Source organism: Nonomuraea sp. NPDC052116 (genome assembly GCF_040680035.1).
Taxonomy (GTDB): domain Bacteria; phylum Actinomycetota; class Actinomycetes; order Streptosporangiales; family Streptosporangiaceae; genus Nonomuraea; species Nonomuraea angiospora_A.
This window is the reverse complement of record NZ_JBFAWA010000015.1, coordinates 1-14,936: the sequence shown is the minus strand read 5'-3', so window position 1 is coordinate 14,936 and position 14,936 is coordinate 1. Positions and strand designations below refer to the sequence as shown.

At 71.4% G+C, this 14,936-nt stretch carries 13 protein-coding genes; 10 read left to right on the top strand and 3 right to left on the bottom strand.

Annotated features, from left to right (window positions below):
- The first annotated feature begins 36 nt into the window (after window positions 1-36).
- Window positions 37-1,836, top strand: coding sequence for a glycoside hydrolase family 18 protein (locus tag AB0L65_RS27390; protein WP_364250507.1), 1,800 nt, complete (start codon window positions 37-39; stop codon window positions 1,834-1,836).
- On the opposite strand, the gene AB0L65_RS27385 is transcribed toward AB0L65_RS27390, so the two are convergent.
- The gene (locus AB0L65_RS27385) at window positions 1,829-3,400 is read right to left on the bottom strand and encodes a molybdopterin-dependent oxidoreductase (protein WP_350738876.1); all 1,572 of its coding nucleotides are present in this window, start codon (window positions 3,398-3,400) and stop codon (window positions 1,829-1,831) included. The two genes, AB0L65_RS27390 and AB0L65_RS27385, sit on opposite strands and share 8 nt — an antisense overlap.
- A 118-nt stretch (window positions 3,401-3,518) precedes the next feature.
- Between AB0L65_RS27385 and AB0L65_RS27380 the strand changes: the two genes are divergently transcribed.
- Window positions 3,519-4,913 carry a hypothetical protein gene (locus tag AB0L65_RS27380; RefSeq protein ID WP_364250504.1) on the top strand — a complete coding sequence of 465 codons (1,395 nt, stop codon included), beginning with the start codon at window positions 3,519-3,521 and terminating at the stop codon, window positions 4,911-4,913.
- On the opposite strand, the gene AB0L65_RS27375 is transcribed toward AB0L65_RS27380, so the two are convergent.
- A complete protein-coding gene (locus AB0L65_RS27375; protein WP_364250501.1) occupies window positions 4,902-5,699 on the bottom strand; it encodes an rRNA adenine N(6)-methyltransferase family protein in 798 nt (265 codons plus the stop codon). The genes AB0L65_RS27380 and AB0L65_RS27375 overlap by 12 nt on opposite strands.
- Window positions 5,700-6,183: 484 nt before the next feature.
- Here AB0L65_RS27375 and AB0L65_RS27370 point away from each other — a divergent pair, with 484 nt between their 5' ends.
- Genes AB0L65_RS27370 through AB0L65_RS27335 form a run of 8 tightly spaced genes read left to right on the top strand, consistent with a single transcriptional unit; the run spans window position 6,184 to window position 13,650 of the window.
- Window positions 6,184-6,861, top strand: coding sequence for a response regulator transcription factor (locus AB0L65_RS27370; protein WP_364250498.1), 678 nt, complete (start codon window positions 6,184-6,186; stop codon window positions 6,859-6,861).
- The gene (locus AB0L65_RS27365; protein ID WP_364250495.1) at window positions 6,858-8,291 is read left to right on the top strand and encodes a HAMP domain-containing sensor histidine kinase; all 1,434 of its coding nucleotides are present in this window, start codon (window positions 6,858-6,860) and stop codon (window positions 8,289-8,291) included. Before AB0L65_RS27370 ends, AB0L65_RS27365 begins: the two co-directional genes overlap by 4 nt.
- A 24-nt stretch (window positions 8,292-8,315) precedes the next feature.
- Window positions 8,316-8,852, top strand: coding sequence for a hypothetical protein (locus tag AB0L65_RS27360; protein WP_364250492.1), 537 nt, complete (start codon window positions 8,316-8,318; stop codon window positions 8,850-8,852).
- Window positions 8,849-9,937, top strand: coding sequence for a peptidoglycan-binding protein (locus AB0L65_RS27355; RefSeq protein ID WP_364250489.1), 1,089 nt, complete (start codon window positions 8,849-8,851; stop codon window positions 9,935-9,937). The genes AB0L65_RS27360 and AB0L65_RS27355 overlap by 4 nt, the downstream gene beginning before the upstream one ends.
- On the top strand, window positions 9,937-10,599 hold the full coding sequence (locus AB0L65_RS27350; protein ID WP_364251055.1) for an ABC transporter ATP-binding protein: 663 nt from the start codon (window positions 9,937-9,939) through the stop codon (window positions 10,597-10,599). Before AB0L65_RS27355 ends, AB0L65_RS27350 begins: the two co-directional genes overlap by 1 nt.
- Entirely contained in the window at window positions 10,596-11,792 is a 1,197-nt protein-coding gene (locus AB0L65_RS27345; protein ID WP_364250486.1) for an ABC transporter permease, read from the top strand. The genes AB0L65_RS27350 and AB0L65_RS27345 overlap by 4 nt, the downstream gene beginning before the upstream one ends.
- 54 nt (window positions 11,793-11,846) lie before the next feature.
- Window positions 11,847-12,710, top strand: a complete 864-nt coding sequence (locus AB0L65_RS27340) for a hypothetical protein (protein ID WP_364250483.1) — start codon at window positions 11,847-11,849, stop codon at window positions 12,708-12,710.
- A gap of 19 nt (window positions 12,711-12,729) precedes the next feature.
- Entirely contained in the window at window positions 12,730-13,650 is a 921-nt protein-coding gene (locus tag AB0L65_RS27335) for a DUF6597 domain-containing transcriptional factor (RefSeq protein ID WP_364250480.1), read from the top strand.
- Here the strand turns inward: AB0L65_RS27335 and AB0L65_RS27330 are convergent.
- Window positions 13,636-14,739, bottom strand: a complete 1,104-nt coding sequence (locus AB0L65_RS27330; protein ID WP_364250477.1) for an AI-2E family transporter — start codon at window positions 14,737-14,739, stop codon at window positions 13,636-13,638. The genes AB0L65_RS27335 and AB0L65_RS27330 overlap by 15 nt on opposite strands.
- Between the last annotated feature and the right edge of the window lie 197 nt (window positions 14,740-14,936).

The following is a 14,936-nucleotide window of genomic DNA, read 5'->3' as shown; positions in this document are numbered from 1 at the left end:
CCCCGCGCCGGGGCGGGCCGCGCGTGGAGGTACCGCATGAATCTCCGAGGACCGCTCGCGCTCGCCCTGGCGCTCGTCGCGCTGCACGCAACCCCGGCAGCCGCCGCCAACATCCTGGCCAACCCCGGCTTCGAGTCCGGCCTGAGCGGCTGGACGTGCGGCACCACGTCCGGCGCGCAGGCCGTGTCGTCACCCGTGCACGGCGGCACTCGCGCGCTCCAGGCCACTCCGCAGGGCAGCGACTACGCCCGCTGCCAGCAGACCGTCACCGTCAAGCCGAACACCGCCTACCAGCTCTCGGCCTGGGTCCAGGGCAACTACGTCTTCCTCGGCGCCACCGGCACCGGCGGCACCGACCCGCAGACGTGGGGCGCGCCGGGCGCGGCGTGGAGCCAGCTCAAGACCTCCTTCACCACCGGCGCCTCGACCACGTCCGTGACGGTGTACGTCAACGGCTGGTACGGCCAGGGCGCCTACCTGGCCGACGACGTGGTGCTCGACGGCCCCGGCGGCACCCCGGACACCCAGGCGCCGACGGTCCCCGGCAACGTGTCCGTCAGTGGCGCCACGAGCTCCAGCCTCACCGTGAGCTGGGCGGCGGCCACGGACGACGTCGGGGTGGCCCGCTACGAGGTCTCCCGCGACGGCGGGGCGCCGGTCGCCGTCACCGGGACGAGCCACCAGGCCACCGGGCTCGCCGCGGCCACCACGTACCGCTTCAAGGTCCGCGCCTGCGACGCCGCGGGCAACTGCTCGGCCTACACCCCCGAGGCGAGCGGCACCACGACGAGCGGCGGCGGGGGCGGCGGCGGCCTGCCGAAGCGGGTGATGGTGGGCTACCTGCACGCCTCATTCGCCAACGGATCCGGATATATCCGGATGAGTGAGGTGCCGAACGAGTGGGACATCATCAACCTCGCCTTCGGCGAACCCACCTCGGTCACCTCGGGCGACATCAGGTTCCGGCAGTGCCCGGCGGCCGAGTGCCCCAACGTCGAGCCCGAGGCCGACTTCGTCGCCGCCATCAGGGCCAAGCAGGCACAGGGCAAGAAGGTGCTGATCTCGATCGGCGGCCAGAACGGCCAGGTCCAGCTCACGACCGCGGCGGCCCGCGACAAGTTCGTGGAGTCGGTGTCCGCGATCATCGACAGGTACGGCCTGGACGGCCTGGACATCGACTTCGAGGGCCACTCGCTCTACCTCAACCCCGGCGACACGAACCTCGCGAACCCGACCACCCCGGTCGTCGTCAACCTGATCTCGGCGCTGAAGTCGCTCAAGAGCCGGTACGGAGCCAAATTCGTGCTGACCATGGCGCCGGAGACGTTCTTCGTCCAGCTCGGCTACCAGTTCTACGGCCCGGGGCCGAACAGCACGGCTGACAGCAGGAGCGCCTCGTACCTGCCCGTCATCCACGCCCTGCGGAACGACCTGACCCTGCTCCACGTGCAGGACTACAACTCGGGGCCGATCATGGGCCTCGACGGCCAGTACCACACGATGGGCGGGCACGACTTCCACGTGGCCATGACGGACATGCTGCTGGCCGGCTTCCCGATCATGGGCAACGCGGGCAACGTGTTCCCGCCGCTGCGCCAGGACCAGGTGGCCATCGGGCTGCCCGCCTCGCCGAACGCGGGCAACGGGTTCACCACGGTGGCGGAGGTGCAGAAGGCGTTCGACTGCCTCGCCAAGGGGACCAACTGCGGCACCTACCGGCCGCGTGGCGTCTACCCGAACCTGCGCGGCCTGATGACCTGGTCGATCAACTGGGACAGGTTCAACGGCTTCGAGTTCTCCCGGAGCCACCGGGCGTACCTGAACGGTCTCACCTGACGAGCTGCGTGGGCTTGAGCGGGATGCCGAGGCCGGGCGGCCGGTAGGTGGGCAGCGCCTCGCCGTACTCGTGCATCCAGGCGTGGTCCACCAGCAGCCGCATCCGCCCGCCGCCGGGCGGGCCGCCCTCCTGCACCGGGGCGGCCCGCCCGGCCAGGCGCGCGACCGCCTCCGCGACCAGCCCGGCGTCGGGCGGCGACAGGTCGCAGTGGTCGTCCGGTCCGATGATCAGGTCCACGTCGGGCGGCAGCGGGTAGATCGGCCGCGGCAGGGCCAGCACGCGCGGCGGCGGCGCCATCGGCCAGCCGTCGCGCACCGCCTCCAGCAGCACCGAGCGCGCGGTCCGGCGCGCGAACAGCCCCTCGGCCAGCGCCCAGCTCAGCGCGCCCACGTCCGCGCGGTCCTCGCCGCAGGCGTGCAGGCACAGGTACGGCACCAGCGGGATCCCGGCCCCGCTCGCCTGCGCCCACCCGCTGCCGCAGCCGGTCAGCACCAGCAGCGCCAGCATCGCCCGGTAGGCGGTGTCGGCGTGCGGCGTCTCGAGCCGCCCCGGCACGAGCAGGCAGCGCCCGCCGGTCTTCTCCGCCGTCACGCCCAGCTCCCGCGCGATCTTCAACGTCCGCGACGCGGCCACCCCCGTGCACGCCTCCTGCCAGGCAGGCGTGTACGGCTCACCCGGGTCCGCGTACCCGGACGGCCACACGCCGGGCAACCCCGGCCGGCCCACCCCGTAAACGGCCAGCAGCAGGTCGAACACCGTCGTCACCAGCTCGTCGCCGTCCCGCAGCACCGGCACGCCCCGCCGCAGCACGCCCGGCCCGTCGTCGAAGCGCGGTAGCAGGACCTCCACCGCCTCGCCGCCGTACACGCTCAGCCGGTCACACCCGCGCCCCAGCAGCCCGCCCGGCACGTACGCGTCCTCGCGCGCCCGCAGCCGCACCAGCGACGGCAGGTCCGTGCGCTCCATGGCGTGCTCGGCGAACGGCGTCCTGTCCAGGAAGAACTCCTTGAGCAGCACATGCCCCATGGCCATCGCGAGCGCCCCGTCCGTGCCGGGGCGCACGACCAGCGTCTCGTCGGACAACCGCGTCGGATGCGTGCCGATCGCCACCACCTTCTGGCCCTTGTACCGTCCGGCGATCACCCAGGGGGTGTCCGGCGTGCGTACCAGCCGGTTGTTCTCCCCCCACAGCAGCACGTACGCCGCCCGCGCCCAGTCGTCGGCCGCCGGGCCCGCGAACCGCGGCCCCAGCACCTGCTCCGGCGCGCACGGGTGCTCGGTCAGCACCGCGCCGCCGAGGCCGGCGATCAGTCCCGCCAGCGGCGAGGTGGACAGCGCCGCCACCCGATCGGCCCCGTGGGACGCGGCGGTGTGCACCATCGCCGCCGCCGCCAGTTCGGCCGCGGAGGCGTCGTCGAGCGGCACCCGCCGCTCTCCTCTGAACGGCCGATATTGCTGAGAATTCGCTGTGAGTTTCGCCCAGGCGGCAACCGGGTCACGGACCCCGTCCCGCACCTCGAAATAGAGCCTGACCAGTGCCTGGTTGACCTGCGATCCCCCCATGGAAAAAGTTCAACACAGACAGTGATGCTCTATCGCCATACGTATCGGCATGTCGGGGATAAGAATTGGAAGCCCTGGTGGAAACCACTGCCGGAGTTACGGCAGGCTAGAGGCCGCCATGGATTACGCAGTTCTCACGGGGATAGTCCTCGTCGCCGGTGTCGTACTCGCTCTAGTCGCCCAATGGCGTGATTGGCGTCCACCGCTCGTCGTCGCCATCGTCGTCGGCGTGGCCGTACGCCTGCTCATCATGTACACGTCGGCCATCGATTCGTGGCAACCCGTCGACTTCATGGAGAGCTTCAAGCCCGCGGGCGAGGCCGTGCTGCGCGGCCAGGACCCGGTGCTCGCCAGCGAGGGCGGCTGGCACTTCCTGCCGACCATCCCGTACGTGTACGGGATCCTGCTGTGGCTCGGCATCCCGTGGGAGTACGCCGGGCGCCTGGTCACCGTGGTCGCCGACATCGCGCTCATCCCGCTGGTGGCCAAGCTGGCCGGCGGCCCCAAGGCGTCGCTGCGGGCGCTCCAGTACGCGCTCAACCCTCTCGCCCTGATGATCGCCGCCATCCATGGCCAGGTCGAGCCGGTCGCGCTCGTGTTCGGCGTGGCGGCGTTCGTGGTCGCCCGCGGCCCCGGCGCGCTGGAGCGTCCCGGCATCGCGACGGACGTGGTCGCCCGGGTGCGCGCCGGCGTGGCCGCGTACGGCGTGCGCTCCTCGATCCCGCGCGTGCTCGGCCGGGGCGGCATGCTGCACCGCGCGCTGCTGCCGGCCCCCGGCGACAGGGCCGACCTCAAGCGGGGCGCGCTGGCCGGGGTGTTGATGGGCCTGGCGCTGTGCGCCAAGAGCTGGCCGATCTGGTTGATCCCCGGCATGCTGCTGCTCCTGCCCAACCTGCGCTCCCGGGTCGCCGCGATGTTCACCACCGGGATCGTGCCGCTGTTCTTCCTGGTCACGCTGCCGGTCTTCGCCGGCACGTCCCTCAACCAGATCCCCGCCGTCATCAACACCATCCGCGACATCCGCCCCATCGTCGGCGAGTGGGGCTGGACCCCCTGGTACACCGGCGGCGACTGGGCGCTGCGGCCCGACCTGGCCTCGTTCGGCACGAACCTGATCTACCTGTGCGTCGTCGCGGCCGTGCTCTACTGGCGGCGCGCCGACCCGATCGACATGACGACGGCCATCCTGCTCGTCTTCATGGTCGTGACGCCCCGGCTCGGGGCCCAGTACCTGATGTGGTTCATGCCGTTCCTGGTCGCCAGGCCCACCAGGTTCGCCTGGCCGGCCATCGTGGGCGTGTCGATCTGGTCCGGATACGGCTACCTGTACATGACGCAGTTCGACGTCAACAGCTGGTGGTACCTGCACCAGGACTGGTCGCGGGCGTCGATCGTGCTGCTGCCCATCCTGGCGCTGGCCATGCCCTGGGGCCGCCGCGTCGCGGCCACGGCCCCAGGACTGGCTCCCCTCGTCGGCCCGTCGAAGCAGGCCAAGGTCAGCTCACCGGCATAGGCCCTCCCACAGGATGATCCACTGGTCGGGGTGGACGTGGGCCACGACGGTGTCGCGGGCGACGCCCGCCGCCTTCAGCGCGGCGTCCACCCCCTGGTAGCGGGTCTTCAGCGAGGCGCGCACCGAGCCGCCGACGCCGCCGAAGCCCAGCTCGACCAGCTCCTGGTAAGAACGCGAGCTCATGGCTCCGCTCCGCTCCGCTGTTCGGGGCTCTCCAAGCCCCGCTCTTCCCTCGTCACTCCGGTCGCTCCGCTCCCTGCGTTCCTCAGTCCAGAGCGGGGCGAGCCCCTCACTGGGCAGGAGGGGCTCGGGCCTGCGCTGGACGCGCAGGATCGCCGAGTCGACGGACGGGACGGGGCGGAAGCTCTCCCGGCCGATCGTGTCGCCGAGCCGCCAGCGGAACCACGGCCACGACTCCACCGTGACCAGGCTCCAGCGGCCGTAGTCGCCCGACCGCTTGCGGGCGTACTCCCGCTGGGTGAGCAGCGTCGCCGAGGTCAGGGCCGGCGCCCGCAGGCACCAGTCCACGATCTTCGACGTGATCGAGTACGGGATGTTGCCCACGACCGCGAACGGCTCGCGCGGCGCCCGCGCGGCCGTGAAGTCGCCCCTGACCACGTCGATCCTGGGATCGCTGCGCGTACGGGCGGCCAGCCGCCCGGCGAGCAGCGGGTCGATCTCGTAGCCGACGACCCGCGCGCCCGCCTCGGCGAGCGCCAGGGTGAGCACCCCCTCCCCGGCGCCGGGCTCCAGCACGAGCCCTTCGGGAGCGGCGGCCTTCACCATCAGATCGACGGCATGCCGGTCGGCCAGGAAATTCTGCGAGAGAGTGCGCCTCGCCCGGTCTCTGGGCGTGCGACCGCCGCCGCCATTCCTGGCTTTACGCTGAGTATGCGAATAGTTTCCGTGCGCGAAATTCTGCGCCACCGCACTTGCCCTTTCGGGTCCTCGAGATTGACAGGTCTCGAAGGGCCCTGGGCGCGCGTGCGGACGCTACAGCCTCAGGTGTTCGCGTCCGCTAGCGGGCCAGAGCCCGGCCGTGGCGGATGCGAATGAAAACCGGGCAGGAGAACATGCATGTCATGCCGGTCACAGTAGGCAGCGGTCCGTCGTCCGGGCAACGGAATTAAATGTGACGCGCGGCCGGCGCCGGGTGGGGCGCGCCCGGCATCGACAACGCGCTCGCCCGCCCCATGGCCTCCGCGCCGATCTTCTACGTGAGATGAACGCTTTGAGCCCGCTTTGAAGTGGTTCGGGTAGACCTTTACCCATGGACCGACCGGCCAGGGTGCTCGTCGTGGACGACGAGCCGAACATCCGCGTCCTGCTCTCCCAGACGTTGCGACTGGTGTCGTTCGAGGTCAGGACCGCGGAGACGGGTGCGGAGGCGGTGACGGCCGCCAGGGAGTTCGACCCCGACATCGTGGTGCTCGACGTGATGCTGGAGGACTTCGACGGGTTCGAGGTCGCCAGGCGGCTGGGCGAGCGCGTCCCCGTGCTGTTCCTGACCGCCCGCGACCGGGTCGAGGACCGCGTCCAGGGCCTCACGCTGGGTGCCGACGACTACGTGGCCAAGCCGTTCAGCCTGGAGGAGGTGGTGCTGCGCATCCGCGCCATCCTGCGCCGCAGCCGCTCGACGCCCCGCAACGACGTGCTCCGCTACGCCGACCTGGAGCTGGACCCCGCGGCCCACCAGGTCTCCCGGGCCGGAGTGCCGGTGGACCTGTCGCCCACCGAGTTCAACCTGCTCGAATACCTCCTCACCAACGCCGGCAGGGTGGTGAGCAAGGCGCAGATCCTCGACAGCGTCTGGCACTACGACTTCGACGGCGACTCCAGCATCGTCGAGTCGTACGTCTACTACCTGCGCAAGAAGATCGACAAATGGGAGCCGCCGCTCATCCACACCGTGCGCGGCGTCGGCTACACGCTGAGGACCCCGCGGTGAGGCCCGCGGTGAGGCCCGCCGCCTGGACCCTGCGCACCCGCCTGGTCATGGCCGTGCTCGGGGTCGCCACGCTCGGGCTGGTGCTCTCCACCGTGGCGGGCGTCGTACTGCTGCGCGGCAGCCTGACGGACCGGGTGGACAAGCAGCTCGAACAGCTCACCAAGATGGCCACGATCAAGAACGGCCAGCTCTTCGGGTCGATACGGACCCTCACGGCGTCCCCGATGAACGACGTCGTCTCCGAGGTGCTCACGAAGCGGGTCGCCGCCATCCAGCAGATCATGGTGTTCGGCTCCGACGGCACGCTGCAGTACAGGTTCGGCACCTCAGGCCAACCCGGCCCCGTCGTCGACGAGGGCAGGACCGGCGAGAACTACACCGCGCCGGGCACCTCGGGGCCCTCCTGGCGCGTGCGCGCCGTGAAGGCGTCCGACGGCAGCACCCTGGTCTTCGCCCAGTCGCTCGCCGAGGTCGAGCAGACCCAGGCCTCCGCCATCGCCATCTTCGTCGCGGTGGGCGCGTTCGTGCTGCTCCTGATCGGCCTGGCCGCCGGCGCCCTGGTACGCCTCGGCCTGCGCCCGCTGACCAGGATGGAGGCCACGGCCGGCCACATCGCCCGCGGGGACTTCGACCGCCGGGTGCCCGCCGACGACCCGCACACCGAGCCCGGCCGCCTGGCCCGCGCCATGAACGTCATGCTCGACCGCCTCCAGTCCGAGATCGCCGCCAGGACCGACTCCGAGGCCCGCATGCGCCGCTTCCTCGCCGACGCCTCCCACGAGCTGCGCACCCCGCTCACCTCCGTGCGAGGCTTCGCCGAGCTGCACCGCAGGGGCGGCGACGCCGGCGAGGCGATGCACCGGATCGAGGACGAGGCCGCCAGGATGGGCGTGCTGGTCAACGACCTGCTCACGCTGGCCCAGCTCGACGAGGAACGCCCGATCGAGCGGCGGCCCGTGGACCTGCTGGAGGTGGCCGCCGACACGATCCGCGACGCCCGCGTACGCGCGCCGGACCGGCAGGTCAGGCTCGCCGGGCTGGACGGCCTCCTCGCACCCGTGACGATCACGGGCGACGACGCCCGCCTGCGCCAGGTGGCCGCCAACCTCGTCGGCAACGCGCTCTCCCACACGCCCCCCGACGCGTCCGTCACCGTCAAGGTCGGCAGATCGGACGGCCTGGCCGTGCTGGAGGTGTCCGACACCGGGCCCGGTGTGCCGCCCGAGCACGTGCCGCACCTGTTCGACCGCCTCTACCGCGTCGGCCGGGGCAGATCCAGGGCCGACGGCGGCGCCGGGCTCGGCCTGGCCATCGTCTCCGCCATCGTCAGCGCCCACGGGGGCCGCGTCGAGGTGGACACCGCGCCGGGCGAGGGCGCGACGTTCCGCGTCCTCCTACCTGGCTCCGAGGCGGCTCCCAGCTCGCTTTGAACGGCGCTCGGCACATTCGGAGGCATGACGAAGACACTCATAGCGACCCCGCTGCTGATCGGGTTGCTGGCCGCGTTCGCCGTCGGCTGCGGCAGCCAACAGGGTGACACGGGAGTCGCCTCTGTGGCCGTGGGCTCCTCCGCCAAACCCGCCGCGAGCGCGAGCCCGACCGGCACGACGGACCCGCAGGAGCAGGGCAGGAAGTTCGCGCAGTGCATGCGCGACCACGGGATCCCCATGGAGGACCCCGACCCGGACGGGGGCGGCGGCCTCCAGGCGATCGGCGAGAACGCCGACAAGAAGAAGGTCATGGACGCCGTCGCGGCCTGCCAGGCCTACGCCCCCTTCAAGGACCGCAAGAACCTCGACCCGGAGCAGGTCGACCAGCTCCGCGAGCTGGCCGGGTGCATGCGCGAGAACGGCGTGGACTGGCCCGACCCCAACCCCGACGGCAGCTTCTCCAGCGGCACCGCGCTGAAGCTGGACCGGAACGACCCCACGTTCAAGAAGGCCTTCGAGATCTGCGGCAAGAAGTTCCCGAAGCTGGGGGAGCGGAAGTGACGCAGCTCAAGGAGCCCTTGACGGCCGCCCGCGCCTTACCGCCCCGCCGTCGCCGCCCCCTGCGGGCACTGGCCTGGACGGGCGGCGCCGCGCTGCTCGCCGCCGCCGTCGCTGCCGCCGTGGGCTTCGGCGGAGACGGCACCGGTACGGCCGCCGCCACCCGTACACCCCCGGCCACCGCCAAGGTGACCCGCACGACCCTCACCGAGACGAAGACCGTGGACGGCACCCTCGGCTACGGCGACCCCCTGACCGTCACCGCCAAGTCCCAGGGCACGATCACCTGGCTCCCCGGCGAAGGCGCCACGATCACCCGGGGCCACGCCGTCTACAGCGTGGACGCCGACCGCCGCCCCCTCCTGTACGGCACCATGCCCCTCTACCGCACCCTGGAGGACGGCATCGAGGGCAAGGACGTCGAACTGCTCGAACGCAACCTCGAGAAGCTCGGCTACACCGGCTTCGACGTGGACGGCGAGTTCACCTGGGCCACCAGGGAGGCGGTCGAGGACTGGCAGGACGACCTCGGGCTCGACGTCACCGGCAAGATCCAGCCGGGGGACGTCGTGGTCGCCGACGGCCCCATCCGGGTCGCCGACCTGAAGAAGGCGCTCGGCGACAGCGCGGGCGGCCCCGTGCTGACCGCCACCGGCACCACCCGCCAGGTCCTCGTCAACCTGGACGTGGCCGACGAGCACCTGGTCAGGAAGGACATGAAGGCCACCGTCGAGCTGCCCGACGGCACCGAGGTGAACGGCAGGATCACCCGCGTGGGCAAGGTCGCCACCGAGACCGGCAGCGGCAACGACACGACCACCACCGTGGAGGTCAGGGTGTCGGTGAGCGGGCTGAAGAAGTCGTACGACGCCGCCCCCGTGGACGTCACGATCGTCTCCGACCAGCGGAAAGACGTCCTGGCCGTGCCCGTCGGCGCGCTGTTCGCCCTGGCCGAGGGCGGCTACGGCGTACAGGTCGTCGAGGGCCCGGCCACCCGCTACGCCGCGGTCGAGACCGGCATGTTCGCCGACGGCCGGGTCGAGGTCACCGGCGTCCAGGAGGGCACGACCGTGGCGGTGCCTAAGTGATCGTCGAACTGCACGACGTGAGCAAGGACTACGGCGACGTGGCCGCGCTCCGTGGCGTCTCCCTGGGCATCGAGCACGGCGAGCTCGTCGGCATCGTCGGCCCCTCAGGCTCGGGCAAGTCGACCATGCTCAACATGATCGGCACCCTCGACCGCCCGTCCGGCGGCCTGGTCCGCATCGCGGGGCACGACGTGGGCTCGCTCACCGACAAGCAGCTCTCCGCGCTGCGCGCGAACGTCATCGGCTTCGTCTTCCAGCAGTTCCACCTGGCCGCCGGCGTCAGCGCGCTGGACAACGTGGCCGACGGCCTCCTGTACGCGGGCCCGTCCCTGCGGGAGCGGCGGCTGCGCGCGTACGAGGCGCTCGAACGCGTCGGCCTCGGGCACCGGCTCGGCCACCGCCCGCACGAGCTGTCCGGCGGCGAGCGCCAGCGCGTGGCCATCGCCCGCGCCGTGGTCGGCGAGCCGCGGCTGCTGCTGGCCGACGAGCCCACCGGCAACCTCGACTCCCGCTCGGGAGCGGGCGTGATGGAGCTGCTGCGCGAGTTGAACGCGGGCGGCACCACCGTGGTCGTCATCACCCACGACCGCGACATCGCGTCCTCGCTGCCCCGGCAGGTCGAGATGCTGGACGGCCTGGTGGTGGACGGGGTCCGGACATGACTCTTCTGGTTGCGGCCCGGATGCGGCCGCGTGACGTGATCAGGGTCGGCGGGGCCGGCCTGCGGGCCAGGCCGCTGCGGGTGTTCCTGTCGGCGCTCGGCATCGCCATCGGCATCGCGGCCATGCTCGGCGTCGTCGGCATCTCCGCCTCCAGCCAGGAGGACCTCAACCGGCAGCTCGAAGCGCTCGGCACGAACCTGCTCACCGTCTCGCCCGGCCAGACCCTCTTCGGCGAGGCGTCCCACCTGCCCGCCGAGTCGGAGGGCATGATCGGCCAGATCGACCCCGTCACCGCGGTCACCGCCACCGGCACCACACCGGCCAAGGTCTACCGCAACGACCACATCCCCGAGGCCCAGACCGGCAGCGTCTCCGTCACCGCCGCCCGCCTCGACCTCATCGAGGACGTCGGCGCCACCGTCGCCAGCGGCGCCTGGCTCAACGAGGCCACCCACCGCTACCCGGCCACCGTGCTCGGGGCCAAGGCGGCCGACCGGCTCGGCATCGTCCAGGCCGGTCCCGACCAGCGGGCGTGGCTGGGCGGGCAGTGGTTCACCGTCGTGGGCGTGCTCGCGCCCGCGCCCCTGGCCCCCGAGCTCGACACGGCCGCCCTGGTCGGCTGGCCGGTCGCGGAGGAGCGCCTCGGCTTCGACGGGTACGCGACCACGATCTACACCAGGGCCCAGGAGCAGCACGTCGCCGCCGTCCGCGACGTCCTGGCCGCCACCGCGAACCCGGAGACGCCCAACGAGGTCGAGGTGTCGAGGCCGTCCGACGTGCTGGCCGCCAAACAGGCCACCGACGCCACGCTGAACGCGCTCCTGCTCGGCCTCGGCGGCGTCGCCCTGCTGGTCGGCGGCGTGGGCGTGGCCAACACGATGGTCATCTCGGTGCTGGAGCGGCGCGCCGAGATCGGCCTGCGCCGCTCCCTCGGGGCCACGCGCGGCCAGGTCCGGGTGCAGTTCCTCGCCGAGTCGCTGCTGCTGTCGGCCATCGGCGGCGTGGGCGGCGTGCTGCTCGGCATCGGCGTCACGGCGGCGTACGCGAGCCTGCAGAGCTGGCCCGCGATCGTCCCGGTCTGGGCCATGCTCGGCGGCGTCTTCGCCACGCTGGTCATCGGCGGCATCGCCGGCTTCTACCCGGCCGTACGGGCCGCGCGGATGTCGCCGACGGAGGCCCTGGCCACTCCGTGAGCGTGTCCGATTTCGACAAGAGAACGGCCCAGAGGAAGGAGTAGCTTCGCCGTCATGGACGTGATCGACCGTGCTGAGACATATCTGCAGCTCCACGGCCGCCTGATCGACAGGTTGCGGTTCGCGGCGCTGTTCCGGGACGGGCCCCGTGAACGGGTGCTCGACGTGCTGCGCTGCTACCAGAACACCGACGGCGGCTTCGGCAACGCGCTCGAGCCCGACCTGCGCGGCGCGGGCAGCCAGCCGGAGCCGGTCGAGGTGGCCTTCTGGATCCTCGACGAGCTGGACGCGTTCGACTCGCCGATGGTGGCCGCCGCGTGCGACTACCTGGCCGGGGTCGGCACGCCGGACGGCGGCGTGCCGTTCGTGCTGCCGTCCGTCCGGGACACGCCCCGCGCGCCGTGGTGGGAGACCCCCGACGACCCGCCGGGGAACCTCGTCCCCACCGCGTCGATCGCGGGGCTGCTGCACAAGCACGGCAGCACGCATCCCTGGCTCGCCGCCGCGACCGGCTTCTGCTGGTCGCGGATCGCCGCCCTCACCGAGATCAGCTCGTACGAGGCCCGGGCCGTCGTGACGTTCCTGGACCTGGTGCCGGACCGCCCTCGTGCGGAGGCGGAGTTCGCGCGGCTGCGTGACGCGCTGCTCGCGAACGTCTCCTTCGATCCCGACGCGCCCGGGGACGCTCACTTCCCCCTGGATTTCGCGCCGTCGCCGCTGCGGCTCCCGATGTTCAGGGAGGACGTCCTGGACGCCCACCTCGACGCCCTGCTCCGCGCGCAGTCCGACGACGGGGGCTGGAGCGGGAACTGGCTGATGTGGACGCCGCTGGTGGAGCACGAGTGGGGCGGCTACCTCACCGTGCACCGGCTCAGGACGCTGCAGGCGTACGGGAGGCTGCCGGGGTTCTGTCAGTGAGGCGGAGTACGTTGGAGGCATGTATGTGGAACGGCCTCCGACCGCAGACCTCGCGGGCCGTCTCGCCTGCGTGTGGCATCAGGTCAGCGAGGCCGACGCCACGCAGCTCGTGGTGCCCGACGCCTGCCTCGACCTGATCTGGGGGCCTGAGGGGCTGTTCGTGGCCGGTCCGGACACCGGGCCCATGCCGACCCCGATGGCCTCCGGCGACACCTTCGTCGGCATCCGCTTCAGGCCGGGGGCGGTGGGCGACTTCTTCGGCGTCCCGCTCCAGGAGCTGCGCGACCAGCGCGTCCGGGTCTCCGACCTCCCATCCCTCCGCGACCAGCCCGTCCGGGTGTCCGCCCTTCCATCTCTCCGTGATCAGCCTGCCCGGCCCGCCGAGCTCACCTCCCTGCACGATCAGCCCGTCGGGGTGTTCGCTCCCTCCTCTCTCCGTGATCAGCCCGTCGGGGTGTCCGCCCTCTCCTCTCTCCGCGACCAGCGGGTCTCGGTGGCTGACCCCCCGTTCCTCCGGGATCGGCCCATTCGGCTCGCCGACCTCCCGTCTCTGCACTCCGCGGATGTCGCGCCTCCCGGGCGGCTCGACGCGATGCTCGCGGCGGTCAGGGAGCGCCTGCCCCGCGAGGTCCCCGCCGATCCCGCGGCCGCCGCCATCGCCGGCGCGCTCAGGATGGGCCGCACGGTCGGCGAGGTGGCGTGGGACCTGGGGTTCAGCGAGCGCCAGCTGCACCGCCGCAGCCTGGTCACGTTCGGCTACGCGCCCAAGATCCTCCAGCGCATCGTCCGCTTCCAGCGCGCGCTGACCCTGGCCCGCGCGGGCGTCCCGCTGGCGGAGGTGGCGGTCACGGCGGGCTACGCCGACCAGGCGCACCTGTCACACGACGTCAAGCGGCTGAGCGGGGTGTCCATGCGCCACCTGGTCTCACCCGCGGGGTAGCTTGCCCGACACCAGCGCCTGCGCCCATCCAGCGGCCGGGTCGCTGTCGATGAACAGCGCCCGCGCCAGCAGGCTGAGCGGAATGGCGAGAATGGCGCCCAGCGGGCCCAACACGAAAGTCCACACGATCAGCGAAAGAAATGTCATCGTCGTCGACAGCCCCACGGCGTCCCCCAGGAACTTGGGGAGAACGAACGACTGCGTGACGACATTGGTCACGGTGTACGCGGCGACGACGAGCAACATTTTCTGCACGCCGCCGTCCAGCAGCGCGAGCATGGCGGGCGGCAGCAGGCCGATGATGAAACCGATGTTGGGGATGTAGTTGGTGATGAGCGCCAGCACACCCCAGAGCAGCGGGAGCGGTACGTCCAGCAGCGTCAGGGCGATCACGTCGAGCACCGCGTAAATGATCCCGAAGACGGTCGAGACGATCAGGTACCGCCGAGTTTTGTGCGCGAACGTGGCCAGCGCGGGGACGAGCCGCGCGCCGTTGCCCGTGCCGGAGGTGAGTATTCTCGCCGTCACCGGAGCGTCGAGACACATTGCCAGCAACAACACGACAATGAGAAACATCGACGACAGAATGGCGATCACACTGCCCAGCAGAGCCTGCGCGAATTCCACGATCTTGCCGGGGTCGAACGCCGCCAGCCCTTTGTTGAGCACGTCGTTGCTGACGCCGTGCGTGGCGGCCCAGTGCTGGGCGTCGGAGAGCAGTTGCTGGAACTGGGCGGCGTACGAGGGCAGCAGCGCGGCGAGCTGGGTGGCCGAGATGACCAGGATGCCGACCATGCCGAGAAGCACGAGCACGACGATGAGGAACGGCACCGCGACCTGGAGCCAGGTGGGCGTGTGCCAGGCGGCGAGCCTGCGCCGCACGGGGGAGACGGCGATGACGAGCACCAGCGCCAGCACGATGGGGCCGGCAATCGACGCGACCTCACGGATTCCGTAGAGGACGATGACGGCGGCCGCTATGCCCACCAGGATGATGAGCGCCCTTGGCGCCGCTTGCTCTCGCACGCCCGGTACGTACCCCTGGTAGGCGTGCGTACCGTCGATTTGACGGTTCCCGGAGGCGTACATAGAGTTCACCAGTCCCGAGAGGGCGGCGCTTGATCGTCGATCTCACTCGGGGGCAACCTCCCTTCCACTTCGGTGCGAGACGTGCGCGTCTGGTTCTGAGGGCTGGTAAGTTAGAGGGGTTGTCCCGGAAACGGGGCGGGTCTTAATTCCAGCAGGTCGAGCAAGTCGGGTCAATTTGACAGGGACTTGAACGGCTG